The organism is Pseudoalteromonas sp. MMG012 (assembly GCF_018100875.1).
Lineage (GTDB): Bacteria > Pseudomonadota > Gammaproteobacteria > Enterobacterales > Alteromonadaceae > Pseudoalteromonas > Pseudoalteromonas aurantia.
Genome location: NZ_JAGJEF010000026.1, coordinates 18,009 through 41,285, shown reverse-complemented (window position 1 = coordinate 41,285; position 23,277 = coordinate 18,009). Strand labels below are relative to the sequence as shown.

Genomic DNA, 23,277 nt, shown 5'->3' with positions numbered 1-23,277 from the left:
TTAACCTGCTAACTAAGTGCAAACAGCCACACTTATTCATAATGATGAATAAGTTAAACTTAAAAAAGCAGGGGAAACCTGTGATCCGTATACAGTAAGGTAATACGAGATCAGTCATCTTCTTGTAAGAAATACGTTCCCTCATTTATTAGTTTAGTTAACATTTGTGCAAATTCAATGCAATTTAATGATTCTTCCAACATAGAAGCTGAAAAGCAAGGAAAATCAGTCAGTAACTTAATTGCCTCTAAGTGCTTTAGTGCTAGGTTAAAGGTTTCTCCGTTAACACTTAAAACGATAGAGTGAGCTAGTTTTTGATAAATTGCTCTGACGCCACCAGCACGTTCTATTATGTCATTCGGTGTAATGTAACTTTCCAGCTCTGTATGTTGTAGGGGTGTTTCAAGTGGTGCCAAGTCCATATCATGCTTAGGTTGGCTGAGCATAGCACCAAGCCAATGCTTTAGCTGGTCAGGGTCGTTCAGAGCATCTTGCATAAGTGCCTGAATACCGGCTACTTCTTGTGAACTCAATTCACCCTTTGAATCACGAAGAGACAACATAGGATCGGAATACCGCGTATTTCCAGTTTCAGAGTCAATGAGGTGGTCGGCAAAGCCGGATAAAAAATCTTTTTGGTCCGGTGCTCTAAAACCAACAGAGTAGTTAAGTGCATTTTCTACCGCATAGCCTTCATGGGGGCATCCTGGTGGTATATATAAAATATCGCCAGGCTCTAACACAGCATCAATAGTGGCATTAAACTGCTCAACTTGAAGTAGGCTTTTATTTTGTGCAAATTGCTTTAGGCTTGCATCGGGTAAACCTACACGCCAGTGGCGTTTCCCTTGTCCTTGAATTATAAACACGTCATATTGATCTAAGTGTGGTCCCACACCACCGTGAGGTGTAGAGTAGCTGACCATTAAATCATCTATGCGCCAGTTAGGTATAAAGCGAAACGGTTCAAGTAGTTGCGCAGCAACTGGGTGCCAATGATCAACGGCTTGAACAAGTAACGTGCTATGCTGGTCTGTAAGTTTAGCAAAATCTTCGAATGGCCCATGGAACGATTGCCAATCGTTATTATGATTAGTGATTAAACGTGACTCTATACTTTCTTCCATCGCAAGCCCCGCAAGCTCTTCAGGCTCGATAGGGTCTTCAAATTCAGTAAAGCCACCTTTGATCAGTAAAGGACGTTTTTGCCAATATTGTGAGAGAAACTCAGCTTGGCTTAATTGGTTTATTGTCAATTCGTACATGGTTATTCCATAAAAAAAGCGAAAGAGGAGCTCTTTCGCTTTAAAATTTAACTTACGAGCGAGTTATACTAGTTCGTCGATAAATGCTTCAGCACGACCAATGTAGTTTGCTGGTGTCATTAATTTCATTTCAGCTTTAGCGTGATCAGGCAGTTCCAAACCGTCTATAAACTCAGCCATGATCTCTTGATTAACACGCTTACCACGGGTCAGTTCTTTTAGCTTTTCATATGGCTTTTCAATACCGTATTTACGCATCACAGTTTGAATTGGCTCCGCAAGTAGCTCCCAGTTTTGGTCTAGCTCTTCGAGTAAACGATCAGCGTTTACTTCAAGCTTGCTCACACCTTTAAGGGTGGCTTGGTATGCAATTAGCGTATAACCCATACCGACACCTAGGTTACGTAACACGGTAGAATCCGTTAAGTCACGTTGCCAGCGAGACACAGGTAATTTTTGTGCTAGGTGCGAGAAAATCGCATTAGCTAGTCCTAAGTTACCTTCTGAGTTTTCGAAGTCAATTGGGTTTACTTTATGCGGCATAGTTGATGAACCAATTTCACCAGCAATGGTTTTCTGCTTAAAGTGATTTAGTGCTATGTAACCCCATGCATCACGATCAAAATCGAGTAAAATCGTGTTAAAGCGGGCTACTGCGTCAAAAAGCTCGGCAATATAGTCATGCGGTTCAATTTGAGTTGTGAATGCATTCCAAGCCAAACCGAGGCTTGTCACAAACTGTTCTGCATGTTGATGCCAGTTATAGTCAGGGTATGCACTTAGGTGTGCGTTGTAGTTACCTACAGCACCATTGGCTTTACCAAGAATAGAAACTGCCGCAATTTGATTACGCTGACGTTGTAAGCGTACATACACGTTTGCAAACTCTTTACCCATAGTTGATGGAGACGCAGGTTGGCCGTGCGTACGAGTCATCATTGGAATTGAGCGGTATTCAATCGCTTTTTCTTTGATTGCAGCAAGCAATTTGTCGCAATAAGGTAGCAATACTTCATCACGCGCTTCTGTTAGCATTAGGCCGTGAGATAGATTGTTGATATCTTCAGAGGTACAAGCGAAATGAATGAATTCGTTTACAGCGTGTAACTCAGCGTTATCAGCAACTTTTTCTTTTAGTAAATACTCAACGGCTTTAACATCGTGGTTCGTTGTGCTTTCAATTTCTTTTACGCGTGCAGCATCGGCTTCACTAAAATTGGTCACTATGCTGTCTAGAAGCGCATTTGCTTCATCACTAAATGCAGGCACTTCTGCAATGCCTTCAGCTTTCGCTAAAGCTTGCAACCAGCGTACTTCAACCGTTACACGGTATTTAATTAAGCCAAACTCACTGAAGATGCTTCTAAGCTCAGCAGTTTTACTGCCGTAGCGACCATCTACTGGAGAGATAGCGGTTAACGCTGAAAGCTCCATAATTTCTCCTAAACTAATTGGTTTTGAACGATATTTAAATTCTATTTTGTGCTTCTGCGATAATTTTCTTTTTACCAAAGAAAAACTGACGGCGTTTGCCACCTAGTTGTCGCCAAAGTACTGCGCTGCGGATCCCTGCAAGGAGCAGCGCTCTAATTTTTTGTTGAGTGCCAGGTTGCTTCAAAATCTCTGGTTTGCCAAAGATTTGAATTTTTTGCCCTAACGGACTCAATACTTCACTATATATGTCAGCAAATGCGGCGATGATAGTACTATCACACACTTCAAAGTGTTGTAATTGACGCTCTACATCTTTTAAACGACGAGCCAGCTCACTTAGCGCTTGAGGGTTATTAGCAAGCGCTCTTTCTAATTGCATTAGCCCACCAACATATTTGACCATTTCAACGTCTTTTTCACCAGCTGGGGTTAATTGCTCAACCAAAGTCCGTAAACCAGACTTCAGAGCAAAGCTGTCTTCATAGACATCGGAAGGTTTTTCTGGGGAAAGATTTACAATACTTTTTAAAAAGCTTGCAACATCTGTTTCAGCAAACTGTCCATATTTTGACACCTTTTGAATTAGCTTGGTAATTTGACACATAGCCGCAAGCGGCATGACATATTCTGCTGCCATTATTTAATCACCGAGTCTATAATGCCGCCACCTAAGCATACGTCATTTAAGTAGAAAACGGCTGATTGACCTGGTGTGACAGCTTTTTGAGGCGCGTCGAATAACACACGCGCCAACCCATCTTGACCAACGAGCAAGGTACATGCAATATCGGTTTGGCGGTAGCGAGTTTTTACCGTGCAGCGTAGTGTGCCTTGTGGGCCAACTCTATCGACCCAATGTAACTGGTCAGCATTTAAACCGTCGCTGAATAGGCGAGGGTGGTCTTTACCTTGGCCAACCACTAAAACGTTGCGTTCAATGTCTTTATCTACCACATACCATGGATCACCGTTACCTTCTTTCATACCGCCAATTAATAAGCCTTTTCGTTGACCAAGGGTATGGTACATAAGACCTTCATGATTGCCGACTGTTAGTCCATCCGTGTCTTCTATCTTACCCGGTTGTGCTGGTAAGAATTTTTGCAAAAAGTCTTTAAACTTGCGCTCACCAATGAAGCAAATACCGGTACTGTCTTTTTTGTCATGGGTAATTAAATCTTGTTCTTCAGCAATGCGGCGCACTTCTGGTTTTTCTATTTCGCCGACCGGAAAAAGGGTTTGTGCGATATGTTCATGATTTAATGTGTATAAGAAGTAGCTTTGATCTTTGTTATCATCTAGCCCACGACACATAACAAATTTACCGTCACGTTCTTCACGCTGTACATAATGCCCTGTGGCAATATAATCGGCACCAAGTGCTTGTGCGGCAAACTCTAAAAAGGCTTTAAATTTAATTTCTTTGTTACACATAATATCAGGATTTGGTGTACGGCCTGCTTTATATTCAGCGAGGAAGTATTCAAATACATTGTCCCAATACTCTGCGGCAAAATTAACAGTGTGGAGTTCAATATTTAACTTATCACATACTGCTTGGGCATCTTTTAAGTCTTCAGCAGCAGCGCAATATTCATCATTATCATCTTCTTCCCAGTTTTTCATGAATAGGCCTTCTACTTGGTAGCCCTGTTCTTTTAAGAGGTAAGCTGAAACTGAAGAATCAACACCGCCGGACATACCAACGATGACTTTAATGTGACTATTATCGCTCATAATTTTTGCTGTAAATCTATGTGATTTTTAAAGGCCGTGATTATAGCACGCAAATGTGTGTGGCTAAAAGTCGAGATGAATATCATCGGTTATTTAGTACTTTATATTGGCCGTTTTTTAATCCATCGAGCGTAAATTTACCGATCTGAGAGCGAATTAGTCGTAGTGTTGGGTGGCCAATATGTGCGGTCATTCTGCGAACTTGCCTATTCTTTCCCTCATTAATGGTGACGCTTAACCAAGTCGTTGGGATATTTGCTCGTTCTCTTATTGGTGGGTTACGTGACCAAATATTCGGTTCGGGAATTATTTTTACTTTCGCAGGGCGTGTTAAACCATCTTTGAGCTCGACGCCAGAACATAACGCATCAATGTCTTTTTGCTCAGGAACTCCTTCAACTTGAACCCAGTATGTTTTGTTGGTTTTTTTCTTTGGGTCGGTGAGCTTGTGCTGTAATTTACCACAATTTGTGAGTAGCAATAACCCTTCGCTATCTCTATCCAGTCGGCCAGCAGCATACACTCCTTTTTCTTTCACATATTGTGCAAGTGTTTCACGGTTTTGATCATCAGTGAACTGACACAACACATCGAACGGCTTATTGAACAAAACAATTTTGACATCTTCTGGCGCAATACTTGGTTTTGTTGTTTTTCGGTGACTTGGTCGTGAGGATTTTGGTGTGTTTCGAGAAGATGAACGTGCTTTGTGTACCATGTTATAACCGAGCGTGAAAGTCGAGGAGCTAGATTATATCAATTGACGTGCAAGAGTGCCCACATTTTGTGACTTTGGTCGCAGATTTAATTTTTACAGGTAAAATATGACTTGCTGAAGGCGTATAGTCTATTAAAGAAAAAGGGTAGCAATGGCTACCCTTTCAATTAGAAATATGAACAATTATACAAGGGTTGCCAAGATATCGTTAAATGTTTTGCTCGGACGCATTGCTGCATAGGCAATATCGTCATTAGGCTGGAAGTAACCGCCAACGTCTTTAGCCACGCCTTGAGCATTGTTTAGCTCGTCAACAATTGTTTGTGCCTGTGCTGTTAGTGTTTCAGCGTAAGCAGCGAATGTAGTTTGAAGTTCAGTATCAGTTGTTTGAGCCGCCAAAGATTGAGCCCAATAAAGTGACAAGAAGAAATGACTACCTCGGTTATCCAGCTCATTTACACGGCGAGAAGGTGATTTATTTTCATCTAAGAATTTGCCTGTTGCTTGATCAAGCGTATCAGCAAGTACTTGTGCTTTGGCATTACCAGTAGTTTGACTCAGGTGCTCAAGTGACGCCGCTAGCGCTAAAAACTCACCCAAAGAATCCCAACGTAAGTGGTTTTCTTTTTCAAATTGTTGCACATGCTTAGGTGCTGAACCACCCGCGCCAGTTTCAAATAGGCCACCACCATTCATTAGTGGCACGATAGACAGCATTTTTGCGCTGGTACCTAGCTCAAGAATTGGGAATAAATCAGTCAAGTAATCACGTAGTACGTTACCTGTAACTGAAATGGTATCTTTTCCTTCTTTCATGCGCGCTAAAGAGTACTCTGTTGCTGCAACAGGTGCTTTGATCAGCAGCTCTAAACCAGCAGTGTCATGATCTGCAAGGTATGTGTTTACTTTTTCAATAAGCTGAGCGTCGTGAGCTCGGTTTGCATCTAACCAGAACACAGCTGGAACAGCGGTTGCGCGAGCACGGTTTACAGCAAGTTTAACCCAATCTTTAATTGGCGCATCTTTTACCTGGCACATGCGCCAGATATCGCCTTGCTCAACATCATGTTGAAGTAGCACGGTATCATTTGCATCTACAACGCGAATTGTACCTGCTGATGGTGCTTCAAATGTTTTATCATGAGAACCATACTCTTCTGCTTTTTGTGCCATTAGGCCCACGTTCGGGATAGTACCCATTGTACGAGGATCGAAAGCACCGTGTTCTTTACAGAAGTCGATAGTTGCTTGGTAAACGCCAGAATAACAACGGTCAGGAATAACAAAGCTGGTATCTTGCTGCTTGCCTGCTGTGTTCCACATTTGACCGCTTGTACGAATAGCTGCTGGCATTGACGCATCAATGATCACGTCACTTGGGACGTGTAAGTTTGTGATACCACGATCGGAATCAACCATTGCAATGCTTGGGCTGCTTTCATATACGGCTGTGATATCAGCTTCAACTTCAGCACGCTTTGCGTCATCTAGTTGTTGTATTTTTGTATATACATCACCTAAACCGTTGTTTACGTCAACACCTAGCTCTGCAAATAGTGCAGCATGTTTAGTGAATACGTCTTTATAGAATACTTTAACAGCATGGCCAAAAATAATGGGATCAGATACTTTCATCATTGTTGCTTTCATATGCAATGAGAATAGTACGCCTTTATCTTTTGCAGATGCAATCTCCGCAGCAAGGAAGTCTTGCAATGCAGAAACACTCATACGCGAAGCATCAATAATTTCGCCTGCTAACAAGGCAGTGCTTGCTTTAAGCGTAGTTACATCACCATTACTTGCAACATGCTCAATGCGCACATTGGTGGCTTGCTCAACCGTAGTTGACTGCTCTGAACCAAAGAAATCGCCATCAGTCATGCTTGCAACATAAGACTGTGAATCTTTAGCCCATGCGCCCATTGAGTGTGGGTTTTTACGCGCATATGCTTTTACTGATGCTGGTGCGCGGCGGTCAGAGTTACCTTCACGAAGTACTGGGTTTACTGCGCTGCCTTTGATTTTATCGTAAGTTGCTTTAATCGCAGCTTGCTTTTCATCTTGTGGCTCAGCTGGGTAATCAGGAAGTGCATAGCCTTTTGCTTGAAGTTCTTTAATGGTTGCGTGTAATTGTGGTACAGATGCACTGATGTTAGGAAGTTTGATGATATTTGCTTCAGGCGTTTTAGCCAGCTCACCAAGTTCAGCAAGTGCATCACCGATACGTTGCTCTTCAGTTAAAAAGTCAGGGAAATTAGCAATGATACGGCCAGCTAATGAAATATCTCGAGTCTCGACTTCTACACCGGCTACGTTAGTGTACGCCTGAATAATAGGGAGTAAAGAGTAAGTTGCTAAAGCTGGAGCTTCATCTGTTTTAGTGTAAATAATTTTTGATGTCATCATCATTCCTAGAATTTGTGGCCTCTAAAAGCCATTCAACAATGCAAAGGGAACGCTATGTTGCCTAAGGCAAAAGGGTATAGCAAGTTTGTTAGATATTTTTACTTTAGGTAAAATAATAATATCTAACCCACCTAATAGACGTAGCAATTGTATCAATCATTACATATTGGGGCTAATTCAAAAAATTAAAGTTCCAGAATGAAAAAATATAAGGAAGTTTTAGAAAATGAAGCGAGCAGCGAATGCGACTCGCTTTATATAGTCATCGCTGCTGTTACACTAACAATTCACCGCTTGGCGCGATGTTGGTAGCGTGTAACCCTTTCGGGCCTTCTTGCAGCTCGAATGTTACACCTTGACCAGCTTTAAGTGTTTTGTATCCATCCATTACAATCGTCGAGTAATGGGCAAAGATATCTTCCTCGCTGCCGTCTTCTACGATGAAACCAAACCCTTTGGCGTTATTGAACCACTTGACTTTTCCGCAAGCCATACTTCTACATCCTTCTATAAGTGACTAAATTTAGTTAATCTAAACTTTATAATTTGCTAGACTGCCCATATAAAGCAATCTAGTACGACTGTAGTTTAAATAGGCAGTCAGTCAAGTTATTTACTATTTTTTTAACATTTTATTTATTTTCTAATTCAAGTTTGCTTGAGTTACCAAGACAAGACTATATTTAATTATGAGTGGGACAAAAGATTCAGGTGTTATAGACACGGTACGTGAAAGTGAGAAGCAAAAGCTTAGCCCTCCGCGTAAGTACAAGGTCATTTTAAACAATGACGATTACACTCCAATGGATTTTGTAATCGAAATTTTAGTGACATTTTTTAATATGGATAGCGAAAGAGCAACTGATGTGATGTTACAAATTCATCACGAAGGGAAGGCTGTATGTGGAATATATCCTGCCGATATAGCGCACACAAAGGCTGAGCAGGTCAATCGTTACGCTCGCGACAATGAACACCCGTTGCTTTGTAGTTGTGAGCAAGAATAACCTTTTTAATTCTCGTTTGGGGGTTGCCAATGCTAAACAAAGATCTAGAAATAACCTTAAACGCCGCATTTCGTGAAGCTCGTACACGCCGTCATGAATTTATGACAGTAGAGCACTTACTTTTGGCGCTTATTGATAATCCATCTGCAGGAGAAGCGTTAGGCGCCTGCGGTGTTAATACTGAGACTCTAAAGCGAGAGCTGTCAGAGTTTATAAATGAGACAACGCCGGTCTTACCAGATTTAGAAGAAGATAGAGAGACTCAGCCTACACTTGGGTTTCAGCGAGTGTTACAGCGTGCTGTGTTCCATGTTCAATCGTCAGGGCGTAGTGAAGTTACAGGTGTAAATGTACTTGTGGCTATTTTCTCAGAGCAAGAGAGTCAAGCTGTATATTTGCTTAAGAAAAGTGATATTAGTCGGTTAGATATTGTTAACTTTATATCCCATGGTATCGCTAAGTCAGACGATGATGAGTCGGATCATGACGATCATGAAGAAATACATGAAGAATCAAATGACATTCAAAATGAAGAGAAATCTAAGTTAGAAAACTTCACTGCGAATCTTAATGTAATGGCACAAGCTGGTCAGATCGACCCATTAGTGGGCCGTGATGAAGAAGTCGAACGAACGGTTCAGGTGCTATGTCGTCGTAAAAAGAATAACCCTTTGCTTGTGGGTGAAGCTGGTGTTGGTAAAACAGCGATAGCTGAAGGGTTGGCATATCGAATTGTGAACAACCAAGTGCCAGATGTTATCGAAGATGCGGTTGTTTATTCACTGGACATGGGAGCGCTGTTAGCGGGTACTAAATACCGAGGAGACTTTGAAAAACGTTTCAAAGCACTACTGAAAGAGCTGCAAGCAAAACCTCATGCTATTTTATTCATTGATGAAATTCACACAATAATTGGGGCGGGTGCAGCATCTGGCGGAGTCATGGATGCCTCTAATTTAATTAAACCGCTGTTATCGAGTGGCCAATTGCGCTGTATGGGTTCGACAACTTACAACGAGTTTAAAAATATCTTTGAAAAAGACAGAGCATTGGTTCGCCGTTTCCAAAAAATTGATGTTGTGGAACCAAGTGTGGCAGATACAACAAAAATCCTATATGGGCTGAAAGAGCGTTATGAAGAACATCATGGCATTCGTTATACACAAAAAGCGCTGCGAGCTGCCGCTGAGTTAAGTGCAAAGTATATAAATGAACGCCAGCTACCAGATAAAGCAATTGATGTTATTGATGAGGCTGGAGCGAATCAACGTTTACTTCCGGTGTCACGCCGTAAAAAGACCATTGGTGTATCTGATATTGAAATGATTGTGTCAAAAATTGCGAGGATCCCACAGCAAAGTGTTTCTTCAAGCGACAAAGACACTCTCAAAAACTTGGACCGCAATTTAAAAATGTTGGTTTTTGGACAAGACCAGTCAATCGATGCACTTACGTCAGCGATTAGACTATCTCGTTCAGGGCTTGCAAATGAAGATAAGCCAATAGGCTCATTTTTGTTCGCGGGACCAACCGGAGTTGGTAAAACAGAAGTGACGAAGCAGCTCGGCAAATGTATGGGGGTCGAATTCATACGCTTCGATATGTCAGAGTACTCTGAGCGCCATGCTGTGAGCCGATTAATTGGTGCGCCTCCTGGTTATGTAGGTTATGAACAAGGTGGATTGTTAACTGATGCTGTGATAAAGCACCCTCATTCAGTGGTTTTACTAGATGAAATAGAAAAAGCTCACCCGGATATCTACAACATATTACTTCAAGTGATGGATCACGGTACGCTGACAGATAACAATGGCCGAAAAGCTGATTTTAGAAATGTTGTGTTAGTTATGACAACTAATGCTGGTGTTCAGGAAACCGTTCGTCAGTCTATTGGTTTTCAGGAACAAGATCACTCGCATGATGCGTTATCTGAAATTAATAAAGTGTTTACACCAGAGTTTAGAAATCGTTTAGATAATATTATTTGGTTTAATCATCTTGATAAAGAAGTGACGTTACAGGTGGTCGATAAGTTTATTGTTGAGTTACAGGCGCAGCTTGATCGTAAGTCTGTGAACTTAGAGCTCACATCGGCAGCACGGTCTTGGTTGGCAGATTTAGGCTACGATAAGGCGATGGGGGCACGTCCAATGGCACGTGTTATTCAAGAGCAGCTTAAAAAGCCTTTAGCTAACGAAATACTATTTGGCGAGTTAGTTGATGGTGGATCAGTTAAAGTGTGTATTAAGGATAACAAAATTGCATTTACTTATGAAAACGCGCTTGTTTCTGCATAAGCATTCATTATGTAACTAATGTCAAAAAGCCTAGCAATGCTAGGCTTTTTGTTTTGGGCTATATTAAGCCCTGCTCAATAGACTTTTTTATAACAACCATTGAGTAGGCTGATTAAACACGTCTATGAGCGACGTATTACAACCTGTTCCAAGAACAGTTCTACACGGTTCGATTAACGAGCACGGAAGACAATGCGTCCTTTGGTTAGGTCGTAAGGGGTCATTTCAACCGTTACTTTGTCACCTGTAAGAATACGGATGTAGTTCTTGCGCATTTTTCCAGAAATATGAGCAACAACCACGTGACCATTTTCTAACTCAACGCGGAACATTGTATTTGGTAAAGTATCAAGGACTGTGCCTTGCATTTCAATTACGTCTTCTTTCGCCATGTGTAGCGTAACACCTCTTTGAATATTTAAACGCAGGAGATTTTGCCCAAAAGCTTGCAATAAGTAAAGGAAAGGGTCAAAAAATTGTTATTTTATTAGCCTATGATGTCGATTAAAGTAGTAAAACGACTTTTTTGGTACGAAATTTAACGAATAGCGATAATGAATGGGTTATTTATTTGCTGTCTTTTTCGTCGTGTTGGTATCGCTGTTAACCCAAATATCATTGATAAAACGTTGTGCAGGTTTATAGTGCGACTTGTATTTCATCTTTTTGCAGCTATCAATTTGGTATCCTAAATAGAGGTACTGCTTTTTCGCCCTCTGCGCATAATCTATTTGCGCTAATATCATGACAGTTCCAAGGCTATATGATTCGTAATCAGGATCAAAAAAAGTGTAAATGGCAGAGAGAGAATTTGGCATCGTATCGGTTACGGCAACCGCGACCAGTTTATCAAAGTGCCAAAGCTCAATGAAAGTGATGGGTAACCAACGGCAGAACAAAAAGCTTTCGTATTGTAAATGGTTAGGTGGAAACATGCTGCCATCTCGATGCCGTAGTGAAATATACTTTTCGTAGAGTGGGTAGTAGTTAGGGCGTTCTTCATGACTTTCTACAATACTAAATTCATTATTTAGTTTGTTCCACTTACGTTTTTGTGACTTAGATTGCGTAAAATCATAGGTGGGCAGTCGCAGTGATTGACATGCATTACATTTGGGGCAATGCGGGCGATATATTTGGTCACCACTGCGTCGGAACCCTAATTCTAATAAACCTTCAAAACGCTCTGGTGTATAACAATTGTGATCTAAAATAACGAGTAATTGCTCTTGCTGCTCAGGTAAATAACTACAACTAAATTGCTGACTTAAACCGATTTTAGATGGAAAGTGTTCAGTCATATATGTTTTCCAAGGTTTGTGTTAGCCACATGTTGGCAGGCATATCGAACGCGTTTGCTTTGATAAGTTTAGTCAAAAATTCTGTTCGTGGGATAACTTTTGCGCCGAGTGTGTTTAAATAAGGATTTTCTAACTGGCAGTCAATGAAATGCGCATTGTGTCGCTTCAACCAATTAACCAATGCCCACATAGCGAGCTTTGAAGCATTAGGTTGGTTAAAAAACATGGACTCACCACAGAATACACCAGATTGCATAATGCCATATAATCCACCAATAAGGTGTTCTTCATCCCATAGCTCAAGGCTATGTGCAAAACCGGCGTGATGGGCATCCAAGTACGCTTGAAGTATTTGGCTATTTATCCAAGTCCCTTCACTGTTTAGGCGCTGGGTACGGCATGCAGTAATAACATCAGAAAAAGCATGGTTAATTGTAACCCTAGGCTTTAGTCGACGCATCGCTTTTCGCAGTGATTTACTAATATGAAACTCATCTAACTCAATGATTCCACGCTCACTTGGCGACCACCACATTATTGGCTCTCGTTCATTAAACCATGGGAAAATTCCTTTGCTATAGGCTGTACGTAGTCGGGCTAATGAGAGACATCCACCGACGGCCAATAAGCCATCCGGATGTGTGAGTGCTAAGTTACATGGGGGAAACTGACAGTTATCACTAGATAAATGAATAATTTGCTGCGTCATAGTAAAAGTTACGAATTACGGTAATTGTAAAATTGGAAATAAAATAACGCAAATTCAAAAAAAATCAAATGGGGGAGAGGCCCCCATTCATGTAACTTATAGATTATCTAAGTAACGCTCAGCATCTAATGCAGCCATACAGCCTGTACCAGCTGATGTGATTGCTTGGCGGTAAATATGGTCAGATACATCGCCAGCTGCGAAAACACCTTCAACGCTCGTCTGAGTAGCGTTACCATGTAATCCAGACTGGACAACCAAGTAACCATCCTTCATTTCCAACTGTCCTTCAAACATATCAGTGTTTGGCTTATGACCTATTGCAATAAAGACACCTGCTAGGTCAAGTTCTTCCGTTTTCTCTGAATCAGTTTCTTTGATACGAATGCCTGTTACGCCCATGTCGTCGCCGAGTACTTCATCTAGGTTACGGTTTAAGTGCAGTGTAACGTTACCATTTTTAGCTTTATCCATTAAACGATCTGCTAGGATCTTTTCGCTACGAAATGAATCGCGACGGTGAATAACATGCACTTCATCTGCAATATTTGATAGGTAAAGCGCTTCTTCAACAGCGGTATTACCACCACCAACAACCGCCACTTTTTGACCTTTGTAGAAGAAACCATCACAGGTAGCACAAGCGGATACACCACGACCTTGGAAGGCGGTTTCAGACTCAAGACCTAGATATTTTGCCGATGCACCAGTGGCAATGATCAATGCATCACAAGTGTAGGTACCTTGATCACCTGTTAAAGTGAATGGACGTTTTGAAACATCTACTTTGTTAATATGATCAAAAATGATTTCAGTCTCAAATCGTTCAGCGTGCTCTTTCATGCGATCCATTAATGCAGGACCAGTCAGACCATGTGCATCACCAGGCCAGTTTTCAACTTCTGTTGTAGTGGTTAATTGTCCACCTTGTTGCATGCCTGTGATTAGCACCGGGTTTAAATTTGCACGTGCTGCATAAACTGCCGCGGTATAGCCCGCAGGGCCAGATCCTAAAATAAGCAGTTTACAATGTTTACCATCACTCATTATGATTTCCTAAAATGTTATATACTCTGATTGAATGAGGTTGATTCTAAGAAATTCAAGCAAGATGTAAAATAAAATCAACATTTCATTTTTTGATAAATCAGGAAGATGTCAAAAATACTGTACTTGAGCGTTTTTTGCGCCATTGGCACGAAAATGAACGCTTATTCATGACCAAGTGGGTTTTTTTTGATATGTTTTAAAGAAGTATATTTCGTTAGTCCGCTGGATTGACTCTCAACTATAGGTATTTATGGCTTTTTGGCAGGAAACTCCAGGGTTTGAATTAGAGGCTAAAAACATTCAAATTCTGACAGATGCAAAGCAGTATCATGGACAATTGTTACAGTTGATAAAGGATGCACAGCGTCGTATTTATATCACGGCACTTTATCTTCAAGATGATGATGCGGGGAGAGAGATTTTAACTGCACTACATGATGCATCCCTTGCAAATCCAGATCTCAAAGTCAATGTATTAGTCGATTTTCATCGTGCACAGCGCGGATTGATTGGCGCACAAAAATCAGATGGCAATGCGAGTTTATATTGCCAAGCATTGAGTGACTTTCAAAGTAATGTCAAAGTATATGGCGTGCCTGTTAAAGCAAAAGAACTTTTTGGTGTTTTACACTTAAAAGGATTTGTAATGGATGACACCGTTATGTACAGCGGTGCAAGTCTAAATGATGTGTATTTACACAAAGATTCAAAATATCGCTTAGATCGTTATTTTTTAATAAATCAGTCTCAACTTGCCGATAGTTTCTGTGATTTTACAGACCGATATTTGATCAGCAGTGAGGGTGTACCTAGAATAGATCGTCGACCATTGCCTATATTTAGTGATATCAAATTAGCACAAAAAAAATTAATGCGAGAATTGAAAAAAGCCAAATATGATTTGTCTGAAGCAAGCAATCAAAATGGTCTTAACATTCGTGCGTTTTTAGGGTTTGGTCGTCGTACAAATAAGCTTAATCGTTTAATTAAAAACCTATTTGATACAACAGAACAGGAGCTTATTTTATACACACCCTATTTTAACTTTCCGGCGCCTCTTTTACGTTCACTCAGGCGATTATTAAAGCAAGGAAAGCAGGTAACAGTGGTGGTGGGTGATAAAACGGCAAATGACTTTTATATTTGCCCAGAACAACCCTTTAGCCGAATTGGCGCTTTACCTTACTTGTATGAGACGATTTTACAGAAGTTTCTCAAAAGCCAAAAGCGTCACATTACTTCGGGTCAATTAAAAGTCTATTTGTGGAAAGATGGGGTACACTCATTCCATTTAAAGGGAATTTGCAAAGATAATCATACACATTTGCTAAGTGGGCATAATTTGAACCCTAGAGCTTGGGGGCTTGATATTGAAAATGGCATTTTGATTGAAGACCCGCAAAAACAGGTATTACCGGGTATTGAGCAAGAGAAACAGGCGATTTTAGATAAATGTCGTTTGCTTACTGGCCCAGATGATATTGAATCATTAAATGATTATCCATTACCGGTTCGAAAGTTACTTGGTCAAGCTAAACGCGTGAAGGTTGATTTTATTATTAAGAAATTTATCTAGTCTGACTTTATCGAGCGACAAGATTATATTAAAAAGGGCCTTAGGCCCTTTTTAATATTTATAGGTATTCGCGTTTATTCATAAGCTTCGTTATGCACATTGGCAGCACGACCAGATGGATCTGCATTGTTTTGAAATGAAGCATCCCATGCAAGCGCTTCCGGTGTTGAACATGCAACTGATTTACCATGAGGTACACAATTTGCGGCAGCATCGCCCGGGAAATGTTCTTCAAATATTACTCGGTAAAAGTAAGCCTCTTTACTGTCTGGAGTATTGATTGGGAAGCGGTATTTAGCATTGGCTAAGTCTTGATCTGATACCTGATCGTTGACATGGGCTTTTAATGAATCGATCCAGCTATATCCAACTCCATCAGAGAATTGCTCTTTTTGTCTCCAAAGTACGCTGTCAGGTAAATAACCATCAAACGCTTCGCGTAGAATATGCTTTTCAATACGACCATCTTTACACATTTTATAGTCGGGGTTACTGCGCATTGCGATATCAACAAACTCTTTGTCTAAGAAGGGCACTCGCGCTTCGACACCCCAAGCGGCCATGGATTTATTAGCCCGAAGGCAATCAAACATGTGTAACTTAGATACTTTTCGATTCAGTTCTTCATGAAACTCTTTTGCATTCGGGGCTTTGTGGAAATAAAGGTAGCCGCCAAATAATTCATCAGCGCCTTCGCCAGACAGTACCATTTTTATACCCATTGCTTTTATTTGTCTAGACATTAAATACATCGGAGTTGATGCCCTAATTGTGGTGACATCATAAGTTTCTAAGTGGTAAACAACTTCTCTTAATGCATCAATACCTTGTTGGACGGTAAAAACTATAGGGTGGTGGACAGTGCCTATTTCATCGGCCACAACCTGTGCAGCAGCGAGGTCAGGTGATCCAGCTAAACCAATAGAAAAGGAGTGCAACTTCGGCCACCATGCATCAGATGCATCATTGTCTTCTATACGTTTAGCTGCAAACTTTTGAGTAATTGCCGAAATAACGGATGAATCTAAGCCGCCAGACAATAACACTCCATACGGAACGTCACACATGAGTTGACGTTTTACTGCCGCTTCTAGTGCATTTTTAACATCCAACGGGTTCGCTGAATTAGTTTTTACGGCGTCATAGGATTGCCAATCACGTTGATAGTAAGGGCGTAACGTGCCTTCTTTAGAATATAAGTAATGCCCAGGAGGAAATTCCTCTATTGAGGTGCAAATCGGTGTTAGTGCTTTCATTTCACTGGCAACGTAAAAGTTACCATGCTGATCTCGGCCAGTATAAAGAGGGATAATACCAATGTGATCTCGGCCTATTAAATAACTGTCTTGCGTTTCGTCATATAAACAAAATGCAAAAATACCGTTCAAGTCATCCAAAAATTCCGGGCCTTTTTGTTTATATAGCGCGAGAATAATTTCGCAGTCAGATTCAGTTTGAAAAGAAAAATCAGTGGTGAGGCTTTGAGCGAGTTCTTTATGGTTATATATTTCTCCATTGACTGCAAGTATGTTGGTTTTTTCGGGGTTATATAGTGGCTGTGCCCCACTTGATACGCCGACAATAGCTAACCGCTCGTGTACCAATATTGCTTTATCTGTTGCATATACGCCAGACCAATCAGGGCCTCGATGTCGGAGCGTTTTCGACATCTCTATTGCTTGACCCCGTAATTGTATTGGATCAGATTTTAATTCTAATACCCCAAAAATAGAACACATAAAATACCTCATTCCTGCGTTGGTTAGCTAAAGTGCTAATTATTTATTTTGTTGATGAAGAACGACGGTTTAATACCGTGTTTTCCTTATTATAGATTTACCAGAAATACATAGAGAAGTCACACAGCTAAGTGGGTTTTTTAAAGGGAGTTTAATGACTATATTGGTGCAATAAATGAGGATATTGCACCAATATGGAAGGTGGTTTAGTGCGTTGTGCCAGCTGCAACTTTTAAATCAGACTCATTGCTGATCGCGGCCGCAATAATGACTTTAATTGCTGACATGACCGTTTCTTGAGCCATGCTTGATGCACCATTGTGATGCACTGCTTGGGATGGTAAATAGGGGATATGTATAAAGCCACCTTTTATATTGTGGTGGTGCAGCGTAATTTCATGCATTAATCCATACATCACATGATTACATACATATGTCCCAGCAGTATTTGAAACGGCAGCGGGAATATCCGATTTGTGCAGGGCAAGTAAAATACGCTTAATTGGTAAGTTGGTGAAATAGGCGGCGGGCCCCAGTGGAATGACAGGTGTATCAATTGGCTGATTACCCGCGTTATCTGCAATACGGGCATCGTTCACATTAATTGCAATTCGTTCTAGTGATATGTCGGCTCGCCCCCCGGCCTGACCGACACATAATACTAATTGTGGAGAATATTTATTAATTGCACCACGTAGTACATCTAAAGATGTATCGAATTCACATGGGAGCTCTTTGGTGCGGATAGTTAACCCGTCAATAGCGATTCCTTCTAACGCTTGTACCGCTAGCCATGAAGGATTAATTAACTCACCGCCAAAAGGAGCGAAGCCAGTGATAAGAACACAAGGTTTGTGTGAGTTAGTCATTAAATATTACTCCATACATTAGTAAAATATTAATTGCGAGCAAAGTTAATGCGGTTGGGATTTGCACCTTGATAACTTGATATTTATCTTTTAAATCTAACAATGCGGCAGGGACAATATTGAAATTTGCAGCCATTGGTGTCATTAGTGTGCCGCAATAACCTGAATACATACCAATTGCAACGAGTGGTGCGGCAGAGGCACCATGCCCTTGAATTAAGAAAGGCACGGCAATGCCTGCTGTCATGACCGGAAATGCAGCAAAAGCATTGCCCATGATCATGGTAAATAACGCCATACCAACACAATACAAAACAACTAACATAAAGCGGTTATCAGGTGAAATAAATAACGTGACGAGATCTTGGATGGCGGTGCCAGTTTGAGCCACTATGAATACACCACCGAGCATCGCTAACATTTGCGGTAAGATAGCAGCCCATCCGATAGAATCTACTAATCGACGAGATTCAGTGAGTGCGCGTATTGGGCTGCCAGAAGTAAATTTCCAGCCAATTAACAAGGCAACACTACAGGCTAGGGTTAAAGAAGCTAATGTAAGATGACGCTGGTCGAATATGTACCAGCCATCGATATTTAAGTCTCCGAGAAGTAAGGTACAGATGACGGTGACGATAGGGATCATAACTGCTGGCATAAATAGTTTATTGCCAATTTTTTCTGCACTATGTGATTTAGCCTCATCTGATGGTGTGTCATAAGTGCCTATTGATACACGCCCAAACCCAGCGAGCAGTGCAATGACCATAACACTTACACCCACCCACTGATAAGTAATGGCTTTACCAAGCAGTGAAATTGAAAGATCACCAAATAAAAACACATTGCCAAATAATAGCCAAAAGAGTGCGGTACTGTATTTTTTCGGATGGCCTTTATCTTGTAACGTTCTCATTACTAAAAACATAACAACAAAGCCAATAAGTAAATATATGTTTTCGATTGATATGATAGCGGGAGGTGTATTTACAACATTTGACGGAGCACTCATGATGGCTCCTCCGTTAACCTAGTCTGAGGTTGATTCTTATAAAAAGCAATCTCACGACTAATTTTTGCTTCGAGCCTAGCCAATCTAAATAAATGAACGAGTAAAGCGGCGATTGCTGTGGGAATGGCCCATAAGCCAATATGGAGCGGTTCAATACCAGTAATACCATTTTCTTTTAGGAAAGCATCCATGAGTAACACCGCGCCAAAAGCGATGAAGATATCTTCTCCAAAAAACATAGCAATATTATCACATGCGGCCGCATGTGCACTGATCATATCTTTGACTTCTTTAGGTAATTCGCCATGTAGGTTTGTCGCAGCGCCTAATGCCATCGGTGCTAATAAGGGCCTAACCGTTTGAGGTTGTCCCGCTAGACTCAGTAAGCCTAGCGCAGAAGAGCATTCTCGTACTACGAAATAGACGGATAAAATGCGTGCAGTCGTTGCACTTTTTATACTCGCAATCCAGCTTTGTGCACGTTGTTGCAAACCATAGCGTTCAAGCAATGCGATCACAGGTAAAATCAGGAGAAAACTTGCGAGTTGACGAGAATTCATGAATTTCTCACCAAACGTTTCAATCAGTGCCAAGAAGTTCATATCGACCGCCCAACCGGTGACGATACCTGCGGCGGTGACCACCAGTAGCGGGTTAAACCGCAGTGCAAAGCCTAGCACTACGATTGCGATTCCACTTAGTGGTAATAGGTTTAAGTCTGTCATATTTATCACTCTATTTATTATTTTTTGCTAGCGTAAATTGCGCTAAGTGAGCAGATTGCTTTTCACTTGCACTATATGCTTGTGAAACAGTAGATTGAACAAATTGGACTGTTTGTTGTGTACCTAATTGACTAAATAAACGAAGGTCGGCGTTAATTACGGTGGCGATAATTGGATACCCCCCTGTAGTTTGACAGTCATTCAACAGCACTATAGGCTCTCCGTTTGGTGGCAGTTGGATCACGCCAGGATGTACCCCTTGGCTGGCTATCGTTGTGTTGTGTTGTACGGTATTTTTTGCTGTAAGTCGGGAACCCATACGGTTATTTAGCTCACTGACATGCCAAGTGGTTTGCAATAAATGCTCAAAAGCGCCGTCTGGCAGTTTATCACAGTGTGGCCCTTTAAGTACTCTTACCTCATTGGTGTATGCAGGCTGTTGTGCGCCTATGCGAGAAAGCGGCGTAGGGCAAGGCGTAAAAGTAAGTTGGTCATTGGCATTTAAAGTTCTACCATTAAATCCGCCAAAATTTGCTTGTATATCGGTAGATTTGGCACCGAGTACTTCGGAAATTTCGATACCGCCTTGAATCGCTAAATAAGCTCTTTGAGCACTTTTACTGGTTGAAAAAGTGAGAGTGTCGTCAGCATTGGCGAAATAACGCCATCCTGAATATAAAGGCTGGCCATTCAATTTGGCTGACAAGTCTCCCCCAGTTATGGCGAAATTAACAGGTGCGGTGAATTGAAATTGAGCGAGGCCAATGGTTATTTCAATCACGGGGGTATTTTGTGCATTGTTGACAAGTAAATTTGCTAGCTGGAATGCAATTGGGTCGAGTGCACCGCATTGACTCACACCTAGATGCCTATAACCTACACGGCCTAAGTCTTGAATTGAGGACAACACGCCAGACTTAATGATGTTTAACATAATCCTTCCTTTGACGGCATGAACTTAACTTGGTCTCCAGGCATGAGTACACTAGGCTGTGCGCGCAGAGGGTCAAACAAGGGGGTATCGCATAGCCCCACTAAGTGCCATCCACCAGGAGAAGCACTGGGATAAACAGCGGTGAGTTCTTGTGCTATAGCCACAGAACCTTTAGGTACATGAGTTCTAGGGGTTTCTTTACGCGGTAATTGCAGCGCTTTTGGGAGTGTTCCCAAGTACGCAAAACCAGGTAAAAACCCTATAAACTCAACTTGGTACAGTATGGATGAATGGAGTTCGACAATTTGTTTTTCAGTTATTTGTAACGTATTTGCCAATGCGGTCAGATCAGGGCCAAAATTGCGGCCATACTTTACAGTTAACGTGTGAGTGGTCGGTGTATAGCTGGTCACTTCACACTCGTCCCATAGGGCATTGATCTTTGCTATCCAAAAAGGGTGATCTTGCGGGTTTTTGAGGTAGACAGTGACTGAAGCCTTAGCGGGTACCACTTCAAAAAATGCATCACTTTGCAATAATTTTGCTGTCAGTGCAAATAAACGGCGTTGCGCGTTACGGGCAGGGTTTTGGGTTGTAAGTGTAAATACAATTGTATGCTCCCCAAGCAGGTAACAATGCTTATCAGTCATTGCGTTTCCATATCATTGTTATTATTGTCGATAGTATATCGAATTTGTTACTTGCAGATACAAAAAAGCCACACAATGCATGGCTTTTTTAACTCAGAGTGTTAATTCACATCGTTTGATGTATCGCTCTATTGTGTTTTTAATAGCCACTCACTTAATAAACGTACGCCATAACCTGTTCCACCTAGAGGAACTTCTCCTTTCGCTGAGCTAGAGAGTGCATTACCTGCAATGTCGATATGAACCCAACGTGTTTCACCTGCAAACTGTTGCAAGAAAGTCGCTGCGGTTGTTGCTCCTGGGCCACTAGAACCAATATTTTTAAAGTCGGCAATATCAGAAGATAGGGTATCTTTGTAACATAGGGGTAAGCGCCAAACTTGTTCGTTAACCTGCTTGCCAGCGAGTGTAAATTCATTTATCAGCTGATCATCATCTGAGAAAATTGCTGAATATCGATTCCCGACAGCACGAATCTTTGAACCAGTTAAGGTGGCAACATCAACCATTATCTCTGGCTTGAAGTGCTTACGGGCATACCACATGGCATCGCTTAATACGAGGCGGCCTTCTGCGTCTGTATTGACCACTTCAACACTTAACCCTTCAGCTGTACGTAATACATCCCCAGGTGCGATGGCATATTGTGATACCATGTTTGCTGCCATGCCCATAACAGCGACAACGTTCATGTCTGCTTTATTGAGTGCCATTGCTTTAATGGTACCAAGTACCGCTGCTGCACCTGCCATATCTGATTTCATTCGAGCTATTGAGGCACCTTTTTTTATGCTGTAACCACCAGAGTCAAACGTTATTCCTTTGCCGATAAGTGCAATTGGTGTGTCTGAGTTGCCCTCATAATGTGCAACGACTAGGCGTGCACCTTCCTTACTACCTCGACCAACCCCTTCGAGGGCACCCATTCCAAGCTCTTTCAATTGCGCAGGTTTTAAAATAGTTACTTTAACACCATATTGCTCTAGATCTTTTGCCGCTTTAGCAAAATCAACTGGGGTCATTTCTGTTGCCACTTCAGAAGTTAAATCTCGGGCTAAAAAAACACCTTGCTCAACGTGCGCAAGTTGCTGATATTGTTCACGGGTACGTGTATCGTTAGCGACATGAATTTTATAGCTAACATTAAATGTTTGTGGCTCTTTTTTATAAACTTCGAACGTATAGTCACGTAAGTTTGCGCCATGGGCGAATTGTGCAGCCAATTCGCTATTGTCTTTACTGTTGCCGATAGATGCGAGCGCGAGTGAAGCAGAGACTACTTTTTTCGACTCTAATTTCGCATGGATGTTACCACCTAGCTTAGCCATTTTGGCGTTGGTTAATGTCTCTTTCTTACCAAGACCAACAATGAGTATACGACTGTACTTACTATCAATAGGCGCAATAACTTCAACGGTTTTACCGTACTCACCTGTAAATGCATCAGCTTTTGTTGCACGCTCTAATTGCTTTCGTGTGTTGCTATCTAAAAACTTAAGATTGGCATTACCATCTGAATTTTGAAAAACGACAAGTGCATCACCTTTAACTAAATGAGATGTAAAATTAAAGTCAGCAGCAAAAGCACTTGCTGAGCTTAATACAGCGAATGATAGAGCACTCAAAGAAAAAGATAGTTTCATGATAAATCCTAAGTAAAAAATCAAAATAGCTTTTACCTGAAAAAAGTAAAGGTAGTAACTAATAGTCGTTGAACCGCCAGTTATTACAGTTAAATTACCACCAACCTTTAAGCAGTATGAGCGTTTAGTATGGTTTGTTTTTATTACTTCGTAGTATAAATTTATTGCATTAACTGAAATCAAAAATGCCGTCAGAAGGTCT

General features: G+C 41.2%; 21 protein-coding genes. 3 read left to right on the top strand and 18 right to left on the bottom strand.

Annotated features, from left to right (window positions below; translation table 11 throughout):
- Positions 1–110 precede the first annotated feature (110 nt).
- The 7 genes from J8L97_RS10960 to cspD all read right to left on the bottom strand — a co-directional run bounded on the left by J8L97_RS10960 (position 111) and on the right by cspD (position 8,056).
- Positions 111–1,265 carry a cupin domain-containing protein gene (locus tag J8L97_RS10960; RefSeq protein ID WP_211049648.1) on the bottom strand — a complete coding sequence of 385 codons (1,155 nt, stop codon included), beginning with the start codon at positions 1,263–1,265 and terminating at the stop codon, positions 111–113.
- Between the two features lie 63 nt (positions 1,266–1,328).
- Positions 1,329–2,699, bottom strand: coding sequence for an adenylosuccinate lyase (gene purB, locus J8L97_RS10955; protein WP_211049645.1), 1,371 nt, complete (start codon positions 2,697–2,699; stop codon positions 1,329–1,331).
- Between the two features lie 34 nt (positions 2,700–2,733).
- A complete protein-coding gene (gene hflD / locus J8L97_RS10950) occupies positions 2,734–3,336 on the bottom strand; it encodes a high frequency lysogenization protein HflD (protein ID WP_211049642.1) in 603 nt (200 codons plus the stop codon).
- On the bottom strand, positions 3,336–4,436 hold the full coding sequence (gene mnmA, locus J8L97_RS10945; RefSeq protein ID WP_211049639.1) for a tRNA 2-thiouridine(34) synthase MnmA: 1,101 nt from the start codon (positions 4,434–4,436) through the stop codon (positions 3,336–3,338). Before mnmA ends, hflD begins: the two co-directional genes overlap by 1 nt.
- 82 nt (positions 4,437–4,518) lie before the next feature.
- Positions 4,519–5,154 (bottom strand): pseudouridine synthase, encoded by a 636-nt coding sequence (locus J8L97_RS10940; RefSeq protein WP_211049636.1) that lies wholly within the window; start codon positions 5,152–5,154, stop codon positions 4,519–4,521.
- Between the two features lie 183 nt (positions 5,155–5,337).
- The gene (locus J8L97_RS10935; RefSeq protein ID WP_211049633.1) at positions 5,338–7,560 is read right to left on the bottom strand and encodes an NADP-dependent isocitrate dehydrogenase; all 2,223 of its coding nucleotides are present in this window, start codon (positions 7,558–7,560) and stop codon (positions 5,338–5,340) included.
- Between the two features lie 277 nt (positions 7,561–7,837).
- Positions 7,838–8,056 (bottom strand): cold shock domain-containing protein CspD, encoded by a 219-nt coding sequence (gene cspD / locus J8L97_RS10930; RefSeq protein WP_010363137.1) that lies wholly within the window; start codon positions 8,054–8,056, stop codon positions 7,838–7,840.
- Positions 8,057–8,252: 196 nt separating this feature from the next.
- Between cspD and clpS the strand changes: the two genes are divergently transcribed.
- Both clpS and clpA read left to right on the top strand, forming a co-directional pair.
- Positions 8,253–8,570, top strand: coding sequence for an ATP-dependent Clp protease adapter ClpS (clpS, locus tag J8L97_RS10925; protein ID WP_192507735.1), 318 nt, complete (start codon positions 8,253–8,255; stop codon positions 8,568–8,570).
- 29 nt (positions 8,571–8,599) lie between these two features.
- Entirely contained in the window at positions 8,600–10,867 is a 2,268-nt protein-coding gene (gene clpA, locus J8L97_RS10920; RefSeq protein WP_211049632.1) for an ATP-dependent Clp protease ATP-binding subunit ClpA, read from the top strand.
- A gap of 173 nt (positions 10,868–11,040) precedes the next feature.
- On the opposite strand, the gene infA is transcribed toward clpA, so the two are convergent.
- The 4 genes from infA to trxB form a co-directional block, all read right to left on the bottom strand.
- On the bottom strand, positions 11,041–11,259 hold the full coding sequence (gene infA, locus J8L97_RS10915) for a translation initiation factor IF-1 (RefSeq protein WP_058029687.1): 219 nt from the start codon (positions 11,257–11,259) through the stop codon (positions 11,041–11,043).
- 171 nt (positions 11,260–11,430) lie between these two features.
- Complete coding sequence (locus J8L97_RS10910; protein WP_211049630.1) at positions 11,431–12,168, bottom strand: arginyltransferase; 738 nt, start codon at positions 12,166–12,168, stop codon at positions 11,431–11,433.
- Positions 12,161–12,877 carry a leucyl/phenylalanyl-tRNA--protein transferase gene (gene aat, locus J8L97_RS10905; protein WP_211049628.1) on the bottom strand — a complete coding sequence of 239 codons (717 nt, stop codon included), beginning with the start codon at positions 12,875–12,877 and terminating at the stop codon, positions 12,161–12,163. The genes J8L97_RS10910 and aat overlap by 8 nt, the downstream gene beginning before the upstream one ends.
- Positions 12,878–12,973: 96 nt before the next feature.
- Complete coding sequence (gene trxB / locus J8L97_RS10900; RefSeq protein ID WP_211049626.1) at positions 12,974–13,924, bottom strand: thioredoxin-disulfide reductase; 951 nt, start codon at positions 13,922–13,924, stop codon at positions 12,974–12,976.
- Positions 13,925–14,177: 253 nt separating this feature from the next.
- Between trxB and pssA the strand changes: the two genes are divergently transcribed.
- The gene (gene pssA, locus J8L97_RS10895) at positions 14,178–15,503 is read left to right on the top strand and encodes a CDP-diacylglycerol--serine O-phosphatidyltransferase (RefSeq protein WP_211049624.1); all 1,326 of its coding nucleotides are present in this window, start codon (positions 14,178–14,180) and stop codon (positions 15,501–15,503) included.
- A gap of 74 nt (positions 15,504–15,577) precedes the next feature.
- Here pssA and asnB read toward each other — a convergent pair whose 3' ends face one another.
- The 7 genes from asnB to J8L97_RS10860 all read right to left on the bottom strand — a co-directional run bounded on the left by asnB (position 15,578) and on the right by J8L97_RS10860 (position 23,075).
- Positions 15,578–17,242: an asparagine synthase B gene (gene asnB, locus J8L97_RS10890; RefSeq protein WP_211049621.1), complete on the bottom strand. Its 1,665-nt coding sequence runs from the start codon at positions 17,240–17,242 to the stop codon at positions 15,578–15,580.
- A 206-nt stretch (positions 17,243–17,448) separates the two neighbouring features.
- Positions 17,449–18,111 (bottom strand): pyroglutamyl-peptidase I, encoded by a 663-nt coding sequence (gene pcp / locus J8L97_RS10885; RefSeq protein ID WP_211049618.1) that lies wholly within the window; start codon positions 18,109–18,111, stop codon positions 17,449–17,451.
- Positions 18,104–19,123, bottom strand: a complete 1,020-nt coding sequence (locus tag J8L97_RS10880; protein ID WP_211049615.1) for a DUF979 domain-containing protein — start codon at positions 19,121–19,123, stop codon at positions 18,104–18,106. The genes pcp and J8L97_RS10880 overlap by 8 nt, the downstream gene beginning before the upstream one ends.
- On the bottom strand, positions 19,120–19,848 hold the full coding sequence (locus J8L97_RS10875; RefSeq protein WP_211049614.1) for a DUF969 domain-containing protein: 729 nt from the start codon (positions 19,846–19,848) through the stop codon (positions 19,120–19,122). Before J8L97_RS10875 ends, J8L97_RS10880 begins: the two co-directional genes overlap by 4 nt.
- A gap of 10 nt (positions 19,849–19,858) precedes the next feature.
- Complete coding sequence (locus J8L97_RS10870) at positions 19,859–20,782, bottom strand: biotin-dependent carboxyltransferase family protein (RefSeq protein ID WP_211049611.1); 924 nt, start codon at positions 20,780–20,782, stop codon at positions 19,859–19,861.
- A complete protein-coding gene (gene pxpB / locus J8L97_RS10865) occupies positions 20,776–21,432 on the bottom strand; it encodes a 5-oxoprolinase subunit PxpB (RefSeq protein ID WP_211049608.1) in 657 nt (218 codons plus the stop codon). Before pxpB ends, J8L97_RS10870 begins: the two co-directional genes overlap by 7 nt.
- 128 nt (positions 21,433–21,560) lie before the next feature.
- Positions 21,561–23,075: a leucyl aminopeptidase gene (locus J8L97_RS10860; RefSeq protein WP_211049604.1), complete on the bottom strand. Its 1,515-nt coding sequence runs from the start codon at positions 23,073–23,075 to the stop codon at positions 21,561–21,563.
- Positions 23,076–23,277 lie beyond the last annotated feature (202 nt).